The sequence below is a fragment of the Aeromonas enteropelogenes genome (genome assembly GCF_000819845.1).
Classification (GTDB): Bacteria; Pseudomonadota; Gammaproteobacteria; order Enterobacterales; family Aeromonadaceae; genus Aeromonas; species Aeromonas enteropelogenes.
In genome coordinates this window covers 101,344-109,254 of sequence record NZ_CDCG01000002.1, presented here as the reverse complement: position 1 = coordinate 109,254, position 7,911 = coordinate 101,344, and the positions used below count along the sequence as shown (strand labels likewise).

The following is a 7,911-nucleotide window of genomic DNA, read 5'->3' as shown; positions in this document are numbered from 1 at the left end:
CCCGCCGCACTCTGGCCGTCTCCTATACCGAGCAGCAGCAGGACAAAGCCGCGGTGGATCATTATATGCAAGCCAGCGGCCAGGAGAGCGACGGGCAGAGCGCCCCGACGGCCGCCGATATCTACCGGATGGAAGCGCGCCACCAGCAGCAACAGCAGCTCGGCGACTACCTGCAGTTCAGGCAGAGCCCCCTCGGCCAGCAGATGGGAGAGATGGTCGGTCAGGGCGACAAGCGGGGCAACCTGCTCGACATCATGGCCTGATCCCCATCAATGCAGATGAAAAAAGCCCTCATCGAGGGCTTTTTGCTATTCACACGCTTCCTGGTGTTCTTCCGCCACTTCATCAGGCAGTTCATCAAACAGGGGGTGATAGAGCACTTCCCCGGCAACGCCCGCAAGGCCCCCCGGTTGCAGCTCCATCGCCATGAAGCAGTCGGCGGGCACTTCGTAGATGCAGTGCAGGCCGAACTCGCTGGCCGGACGAAACCCGAAGCGGCTGTAATAGGCCGGGTCACCGAGCACCACCACCGCCTTCCAGTCCATCTCCAGCGCCGTATCCAGTCCTTCGCGGATCAGATCCGAACCTATGCCCTGCCCCTGCCAGTCGGGATGTACCGCCACCGGAGCCAGCCCGAGCCAGGGACCTTCCTCACCCGCAATGGTGATCGGGCTCAGCATCAGGTGCCCCATGAACTCGTACTCCTCCTCCTCGACCATGGTCACCACGGCGGCGCCGCATTCGCGCAGACGGTTGACCAGCTCGGCCTCATCGCAACGGCCAAAGGCGGCGCTCACCAGCTCATAGACCGGCAACATGTCGCCAGGGCGCTCGGTTCTCAACATACAGCGTTACTCCTCGTACAGCGGAGCGGCCATTATTCCACACAAGTGGCGAGCGGCCTGAGCGCCTTTATCCAGAAATGGGAGTGTGCACTCAGGAAAACGATTGGCATACCTCTGACGAGGGAGAGAAAGTGAACGCGGATCGACCCGTGGCCAGGCTCTTCCACACAAAGGGATGAGATGGAAATGCCGGGCGCACCCTGGGTGCGCCCGATGGTTTTGTCAGGCTCGCCTTACTCTGCCTGACAGGCAGCCGGCAGGCTCAGATGGCGGGGGTGTGACTCGATACGGTCGATCCAGGCGCGAATGGCCGGCCACCCCTGCAGGGAGAAAATCCCCTCCTCCGCCACATGGGTGTAGGCGTAGAGAGCGATATCGGCGATGGTCGGCGCCTCGCCGCACAGATAGGGGCTTTGTTTAAGCTGCCGCTCCATCACCGCCAGAGCCTTCTCACCGCCAGCCTTGAGGCCATCGAGTCGCGCCTCCTGGGATTCCGGTCGGCCCAGATAGTGAACGATGAAACGGGCGACCGCGATATAGGGCTCGTGACTGTACTGCTCGAAGAACATCCACTTGAGCACTTCCGCCTGCTGGCGAGGGTCCGATGGCCAGAGCGCGGAGCCCTGCGCCAGATAAAAGATAATGGCATTGGACTCGGCCAGCGCGTCCCCCTCACCGAGGGCCAGCACTGGGATCTTGCCGTTGGGGTTGAGCGCCAGAAACTCGGGAGTTCGGGTATCCCCCGCCTGAATATCCACATTGACCCAGGTCAGGGGCAACTCGAGCCAGCGGGCCAGCAGCCATGCCTTGTAGCAGTTGCCGGATCGCAAATCACCATACAGACGCATACACACTCCTTGTGAAACGGGGGTTGAAACCAGGTTGAATAATCAGGGTGCCAGACGCTCGATATGCCAGCCATCCCCCTCGCGGGTGTAGTAGAAACGATCGTGCAGGCGATGCTCGCCCCCCTGCCAGAATTCGACCGTGTCGATCACCACCCGGTAGCCGCCCCAGAAACTCGGCAGGGGCACTTCACCGCTGGCAAATTTTTGCTTGAGCTCGAGAAACTTGGCTTCCAGCACGCCGCGTGCCGAGATGCGGGTCGACTGCTTGGAGACCCAGGCGGCTATCTGGCTGTCCTTGGGACGGCTGTGGAAATACTTCATCACCTCAAGGGTGCCAAGCTTCTCCACCCGACCAGTCACGTGCACCTGCCTGTCCAGGGGATGCCAGGGGAAAAGCAGGCTGATGCGGGGATTACCCTCCAGCTGATGTGCCTTGCGACTGCCCATGTTGGTGTAGAACACCATCCCCTGGGCGTCGTAGTGCTTGAGCAGTACGGTACGCTGCCAGGGCTGGCCGTCGGCATCCACGGTAGCCACCACCATGGCGGTCGGATCCGTCAGTCTGGCCTCGCAGGCCTGAGCCAGCCACTTTTCGAACAACGTCAGTGGTTCGGCCGGCAGATCGGCCCGGTGCAATCCGCCCCGGGTATATTCGCGGCGCAGATCAGCCACATCCATCATCTTGATTTTCCTTAAGTAAATGATGGCTCCACGACCATCAAAAGAGCGATGCAGGCATTGTGCTCCGGCAACTTCCCAGTGACAAGCCATAACAGGCCAATGTCTTAACCATCATGAATGGCGCCACATTCAGGGAGCCGAGCAAGGGATGCAAGCGGAGAGCACAACGTACATCCACCTTGCACACCATGACCCTTCCCCCTATCATTGCGCGGATTTATCCGTTTTAGAACCGCGCTCGCGAGAAGGCGGTTCATCCTTATCTGGCCAAGGTTAATCTCATGCTCAAATCCCCACTGTTGCCCCGTTTCGGGGATCTGGTCGTTGCCATCGTTGACGATGTACTGGCGCAGGGCCTGACCCTCGATCGCGCCTATGCCCGTCACTTCTCCGGCATCGATCTCAAACCGCAAGAACAGGCAAGGATTGCCCTGGTCACCGGCGACCTGCTGCGTCGTCTCAGTCTCTACTGCGCCCTGACCGGCATTCAGGTCCGTCAGGCCGCCAAGAACGTCTGGCCGCTGCTGCACAGCTGGCACGCCTTCCACAAGATTGCCCAGCCCAACCATCCGACCCTGGATCGCTTCAACGAAGAGGCGTTTCGCCGTCGTCTGGCCGAAGCCAAGAAGAATCCGGTGTTGATGGATGGTTGCCCTGGCTGGCTGGAAAAACTCGGCAGCGAGCAACTGGGCGAAGCCTGGCCTGCCGAGCGTGCCGCCCTCACCGCCATGCCCAAGCGCTACCTGCGGGTCAACACCCTCAAGTGCAACAAGGATGAGCTGCAGGCTGCACTGGCGAAAGAACATGTCACCACAGTCCCGGTTGAAGGGGTCGAGAGTGCCCTGCAGGTCACCTCGGATGCCGCCCTGTTCCGCACCAATGCCTTCGCCGATGGCTGGTTCGAGCAGCAGGATGCCGGCTCCCAGCTGGTGGCCGCCGCCCTGGAGGTCACCCCAGGCATGCGCGTCATCGACGCCTGCGCCGGTGCCGGTGGCAAGACTCTGCATCTGGCCGCCATGATGAACGGCAAGGGCCGCTTGCTGGCGATGGATGTGGAAGAGTGGAAGCTGGAGAACCTCAAGCAGCGCGCCCGCCGCGCCGGGGCTCACAACGTGGAGACCCGGGTCATCACCAGCAGCAAGACAGTCAAGCGCCTGAAAGAGAGCGCGGATCGCGTCCTGCTCGACGTGCCCTGCTCCGGTCTTGGCGTACTCAAGCGCAATCCGGATGCCAAGTGGCGCGACACCGCCGAGCGTCTGCCGGTGCTGGTGGCCCTGCAAGAAGAAATTCTGCAGCGCTACAGCCAGATGGTGAAGGTCGGCGGTCTGCTGGTCTATGCCACCTGCTCCATCCTGCCCCAGGAAAACCGCCAGCAAGTGGACAAGTTTCTCGCCGCCAACGAAAATTTCCGGTTGCGTGACGATCACACCGTGAGCCCTGCCGCCACTGGTTTCGATGGCTTCTACATGGCGCGTATCGAGCGCATCGCCTGATAGTACCGCCACAATAAAAAGGGGAGCCATTGGCTCCCCTTTTTCATGATGCTGATGCGATCTTACTCGGCGGCAGCGTCATCTTTCTTGTACTTGGCGGCAGTTTCCTTGATCAGGGTCTGCAGCTCGCCGGCCTGGAACATCTCGATCATGATGTCGCAGCCGCCGATCAGCTCGCCTTCGACCCACAGCTGGGGGAAGGTCGGCCAGTTGGCGAACTTCGGCAATTCGGCACGGATATCCGGGTTTTGCAGGATATCGACATAAGCAAACGGCTCGCCACAGGACATCAGCGCCTGGGAGGCCTGGGCAGAGAAGCCACAGCTGGGCAGCTTGGGAGACCCTTTCATGTAGATGATGATGGGGTTGTCAGCCAACTGCTGCTTAATCTTTTCAATAGTTTCCATAGATGCCTCACTAGAGCGATTTCGGCGGCCATTCTACTGCAATCTGGCCTGAGCACAAACTCACAAAGGGAAATGTGCATATGAATTGCACAGAGAATTGCACCTGCATTGATCGCGATCATGGCGCCAATCAGGAGTTGTTAGCCCATCTTTGATGCTGCTACAATCCCTTGGCTTTGGGCTATCCTGCCTCATCATTTTATAAACATCTCTTTTCAAATAAGAAAAGAGCACGCAATGTCTTGCAACCGTCGCTTTCGCACGGTCCAGCCAATGGAGAGTAGAAAATGGCATTCGAACTTCCCGCTCTGCCCTATGCAATCAATGCTCTGGAACCGCACATCTCCCAGGAAACTCTGGAATACCACCACGGCAAGCACCACAACACCTACGTGGTCAACCTGAACAATCTGGTGCCGGGTACCGAGTTTGAAGGCAAGTCTCTGGAAGAGATCATCAAGACCTCCAGCGGCGGTATCTTCAACAACGCAGCCCAGATCTGGAACCACACCTTCTACTGGCACTGCCTCTCCCCGAACGGCGGTGGCGAGCCCACTGGCGCCCTGGCCGACGCCATCACCAAATCCTTTGGCTCCTTCGCCGAGTTCAAGGATGCCTTCACCAAGTCTGCCATCGGCAACTTCGGTTCCAGCTGGACCTGGCTGGTCAAGAAGGCTGACGGTTCCCTGGCCATCGTCAACACCTCCAACGCCGGTTGCCCGCTGACCGAAGCCGGTACTACTCCGCTGCTGACCGTCGACCTGTGGGAGCACGCCTACTACATCGATTTCCGCAACCTGCGTCCGAAGTACATGGAAACCTTCTGGGCCCTGGTCAACTGGGAATTCGTGGCCAAGAACCTGGCTGCCTGATAGCCGCTCTTGCCAAAACGCCCTGCATTGCAGGGCGTTTTTTTATATCTGACATCCGGCGATGAAAGCACAGAGGGCGCCTGAAGGTGCCCTCTTTTGTACATGTGTTCAAGCATGTGCAGTTACTGGTCTATTTCATCCAGATACTCGTCCAGATTGGCATCATCGCCACTGGCTTCATCCTGCTTGGGAGCCCCTTGGCTGCCAGTGACCTTGTTTTCGTTGTATTGCAGATAGAAGTCCTTGGTCAGGGCGTAAGGGTCGAGTGCGTTGTCGATGATCCGCTCCTGATCGATCAGCTTGGCACGGGAACCCAGCCCATCCAGCGCCCAGTGGGCCACCTTGAGCGGGAAGGTGAGCAGTGCGTAGGGGAAGTAGAGCACGTCTATGGTATCCCCCACTATCTCGCGGGTGGTGGTGGGGCCATAGACGGGCACCATGACGTAGGCCCCTTCGCCAATGTTCATGCGCCCGAACACGGTAGAGAGCTCCAGCTTGTCGCGCTCAAGCCCGGCGTGTTTGGCCACATCGAAGATACCCAGCAGACCCACAGTGGTGTTGAGGGTAAAGCGGCCCAGGTTGGTGCCCGCCCCCTTCAGATCGCCCGAGAGCAGGTGGTTGACCATGCTGCTCGGCTCGTTGAAGTTTTCCACAAAGTTCTCGAGGCCGACCTTGACCGGCTCGGGTACATAGTTGGCGTAGGCATGCACCACGGGACGGGCGACATAAGGCTCAAGCACGTCGTAGTTGACCGCCCACATCGCCCGGTTGGCCCCCTGGAAGGGATCGCGGGGATCGGCCGCCGTACTGGTTGCCCCCGGCACATTCATGCCGGGATCGAGATCCAGGCTCTCGGGGCCGGGCTTGGGCGGCCCGCCGGCGCAACCTGTTATCAAGAGGGCTGCCAGCACGGCCCCTGAACGCAGATACATATGGAAGTCCTAGATTTTTATTTTGATTAATCAGAATTATAGGCAACCCGGCTCCCATGATGGGAGCCGGGTAGAGAGGTATATTAGAGGGCGTGATCGATACGGATGTCAATCGGCGCTGATGGGATAGTCGCCGTTTTGACTGTTGCAGAGACCCCTTCGAAGGCCCCCTCCTTGTTCATGACGTTGCCACCACGAGAGAGACGCGCCTTGAATTGCAGCTCGGGATAGGCTTCCAGCTTGCTCCCTTCCATCATGGCATCCCCGTCCCCGAGGGAGAGGGTAAGAGGCAGAGTGGGGCCGGCGATACGCTTTACCGCGATGGGCATGGGCGGCCCGTTGGGCACCACCGCAAACACGAACAGATGGGCATCAGGCGGCAACTGAATGCCCTCGGCCAGGGTGATGTGCAGGGGGAACTCTCCCTCCTTCACCTGGCTCTGGGAAGCCTGTGTCTGCCCGGCAGATTCGGCTACTGGCGCCGCCGCGATGCCACGCGCCTTGAGCTGCGCTCTGGCGTATTCCATGGAGCGCTCCACCATCACATAGCGAGGCGTCCCTTTTTCCATCAGCGGCAACATGGCCTGCCAGCGCGCCAGCGCGGTCTGGAAATCCTCTTTTTGCAGCGCCATGAAGGCATAGACGGAGTGCGCCTCGATATTGCCCGGCTCCTCGGCAATAGCCGCCTTCAGCAGACTATCAGCCAGGGCTTCATCCCCGGTCATCATCAGGGCCTGAGCGTAAGGTACCGCCACCATGGCTTTCTGGGGTGCCAGATCATAAGCATGAGCCAGCGCCTCACGGGCCATCTCGGGATCGTTGCCATCCAGTGACAGGCGACCCAGCAGCAGCCAGCCGCGGTAATCGTTCGGCTCGTCTTTCAAGCGGGTGCGCAGGGCCAGGGTGAAGTCCAGCAGATCCTGTTCGGTCACCTCGGCATTGCGCTCCACCAGAATGCGATTGCTGAGCTCGCCGATGCGGCTGCTGGCATCCTGCCAGCGGGCTACCTCCTGCCAGGCGCCCAGCTTGTAGTAGAGTCCCAGGCTCACGATAAGGAGCACCAGTACACCCGGGATCCAGATCAGACTCTTGCCAGCCCGGGCGGTCTGCTCCACATCGGGAATGTCGTCCAGCAGGCTGCGCTGCAGTTCGACCAGCGAGTCCGGCTCCTCCGCCAATACCCCCTGTTCTCGTTCTTCGCCAATTTCCAGCAGACGCTGACGATAAAGCTGCTTGTTGAGGGCCGAACGGCTGATGCTCTGCCTGCCCTCGCCGCGCCACAGGGGCAGTACCAGCGCCAGACTCGTCAGCACCAGCAGAGCCGCGATCACTATCCAAAAGGCGGTCATTGTTTCTCTTCCTCTTTGAGCAGCTTGGCCAGGCGGCGCTGCTCCTCTTCGCTCAGGTGATTATCCACTTGCTTGTCGGCCACGGGGGTACGGCGGCTGCGCATCACCACCACGGCAAGGCCGATGACGATGACCAGCAGGGGACCAAGCCAGAGGATCAGGGTGGAGGCCATCAACGGCGGGTTGTAGAGGATGAAGTTGCCATAGCGGGCCACCATGTAGTCCACGATCTCCTCCTTGTCCTTGCCCTCGCGCACCATCTGGTAGGTCTTGTCACGCAGATCCTTGGCCAGCCCGGCGTTGGAGTCGGCGATATCCTGGTTCTGGCACTTGGGGCAGCGCAGCTCCTTGGTCAGCTCGCGAAATACCTGCTCCTGATTGTCGTTGTCGAAGGTGTAGACATCGATGGCAGCCATGGCCGGGGCTTGCACGCCCAGACCCAGCAGCAACAACAGGGATGCAATCAATACTCTCATCCGGGGCG

Annotated in this window: 9 protein-coding genes and 1 pseudogene; 3 read left to right on the top strand and 7 right to left on the bottom strand. The window is 60.0% G+C overall.

All coding sequences use genetic code 11. From position 1 onward, the window contains the following. Nucleotides 1–263, top strand: a pseudogene (locus BN1123_RS00565) (hypothetical protein); the annotation flags it as partial. 45 nt (nt 264–308) lie between these two features. Here the strand turns inward: BN1123_RS00565 and BN1123_RS00560 are convergent. The 3 genes from BN1123_RS00560 to pdxH all read right to left on the bottom strand — a co-directional run bounded on the left by BN1123_RS00560 (nt 309) and on the right by pdxH (nt 2,374). Continuing rightward, complete coding sequence (locus tag BN1123_RS00560) at nt 309–845, bottom strand: GNAT family N-acetyltransferase (protein WP_026455800.1); 537 nt, start codon at nt 843–845, stop codon at nt 309–311. Between the two features lie 233 nt (nt 846–1,078). Then, the gene (locus tag BN1123_RS00555) at nt 1,079–1,693 is read right to left on the bottom strand and encodes a glutathione S-transferase family protein (protein WP_042024843.1); all 615 of its coding nucleotides are present in this window, start codon (nt 1,691–1,693) and stop codon (nt 1,079–1,081) included. 42 nt (nt 1,694–1,735) lie between these two features. Further along, nucleotides 1,736–2,374 carry a pyridoxamine 5'-phosphate oxidase gene (gene pdxH / locus BN1123_RS00550; RefSeq protein WP_042024842.1) on the bottom strand — a complete coding sequence of 213 codons (639 nt, stop codon included), beginning with the start codon at nt 2,372–2,374 and terminating at the stop codon, nt 1,736–1,738. Between the two features lie 281 nt (nt 2,375–2,655). Between pdxH and BN1123_RS00545 the strand changes: the two genes are divergently transcribed. Beyond that, nucleotides 2,656–3,867 carry an RsmB/NOP family class I SAM-dependent RNA methyltransferase gene (locus tag BN1123_RS00545; protein ID WP_042024841.1) on the top strand — a complete coding sequence of 404 codons (1,212 nt, stop codon included), beginning with the start codon at nt 2,656–2,658 and terminating at the stop codon, nt 3,865–3,867. A 62-nt stretch (nt 3,868–3,929) separates the two neighbouring features. On the opposite strand, the gene BN1123_RS00540 is transcribed toward BN1123_RS00545, so the two are convergent. Beyond that, on the bottom strand, nt 3,930–4,274 hold the full coding sequence (locus BN1123_RS00540) for a Grx4 family monothiol glutaredoxin (RefSeq protein ID WP_026455805.1): 345 nt from the start codon (nt 4,272–4,274) through the stop codon (nt 3,930–3,932). A gap of 287 nt (nt 4,275–4,561) precedes the next feature. Here BN1123_RS00540 and sodB point away from each other — a divergent pair, with 287 nt between their 5' ends. Continuing rightward, a complete protein-coding gene (gene sodB / locus BN1123_RS00535) occupies nt 4,562–5,146 on the top strand; it encodes a superoxide dismutase [Fe] (RefSeq protein ID WP_026455806.1) in 585 nt (194 codons plus the stop codon). Between the two features lie 122 nt (nt 5,147–5,268). Here sodB and BN1123_RS00530 read toward each other — a convergent pair whose 3' ends face one another. From BN1123_RS00530 to BN1123_RS00520, 3 genes are all read right to left on the bottom strand, one after another. After that, on the bottom strand, nt 5,269–6,078 hold the full coding sequence (locus BN1123_RS00530) for an MlaA family lipoprotein (protein WP_042024840.1): 810 nt from the start codon (nt 6,076–6,078) through the stop codon (nt 5,269–5,271). 83 nt (nt 6,079–6,161) lie between these two features. After that, on the bottom strand, nt 6,162–7,427 hold the full coding sequence (gene ccmI / locus BN1123_RS00525; protein WP_042024839.1) for a c-type cytochrome biogenesis protein CcmI: 1,266 nt from the start codon (nt 7,425–7,427) through the stop codon (nt 6,162–6,164). Continuing rightward, nucleotides 7,424–7,903, bottom strand: a complete 480-nt coding sequence (locus tag BN1123_RS00520; protein WP_042024838.1) for a cytochrome c-type biogenesis protein — start codon at nt 7,901–7,903, stop codon at nt 7,424–7,426. The genes ccmI and BN1123_RS00520 overlap by 4 nt, the downstream gene beginning before the upstream one ends. Nucleotides 7,904–7,911: the final 8 nt, after the last annotated feature.

Bases quoted from the DNA above. Each gene is read 5' to 3' on its own strand.
- BN1123_RS00560 (WP_026455800.1), bottom strand. From the start codon at position 845: ATGTTGAGAACCGAGCGCCCTGGCGACATGTTGCCGGTCTATGAGCTG.
- BN1123_RS00555 (WP_042024843.1), bottom strand. From the start codon at position 1,693: ATGCGTCTGTATGGTGATTTGCGATCCGGCAACTGCTACAAGGCATGG.
- pdxH (WP_042024842.1), bottom strand. From the start codon at position 2,374: ATGATGGATGTGGCTGATCTGCGCCGCGAATATACCCGGGGCGGATTG.
- BN1123_RS00545 (WP_042024841.1), top strand. From the start codon at position 2,656: ATGCTCAAATCCCCACTGTTGCCCCGTTTCGGGGATCTGGTCGTTGCC.
- BN1123_RS00540 (WP_026455805.1), bottom strand. From the start codon at position 4,274: ATGGAAACTATTGAAAAGATTAAGCAGCAGTTGGCTGACAACCCCATC.
- sodB (WP_026455806.1), top strand. From the start codon at position 4,562: ATGGCATTCGAACTTCCCGCTCTGCCCTATGCAATCAATGCTCTGGAA.
- BN1123_RS00530 (WP_042024840.1), bottom strand. From the start codon at position 6,078: ATGTATCTGCGTTCAGGGGCCGTGCTGGCAGCCCTCTTGATAACAGGT.
- ccmI (WP_042024839.1), bottom strand. From the start codon at position 7,427: ATGACCGCCTTTTGGATAGTGATCGCGGCTCTGCTGGTGCTGACGAGT.
- BN1123_RS00520 (WP_042024838.1), bottom strand. From the start codon at position 7,903: ATGAGAGTATTGATTGCATCCCTGTTGTTGCTGCTGGGTCTGGGCGTG.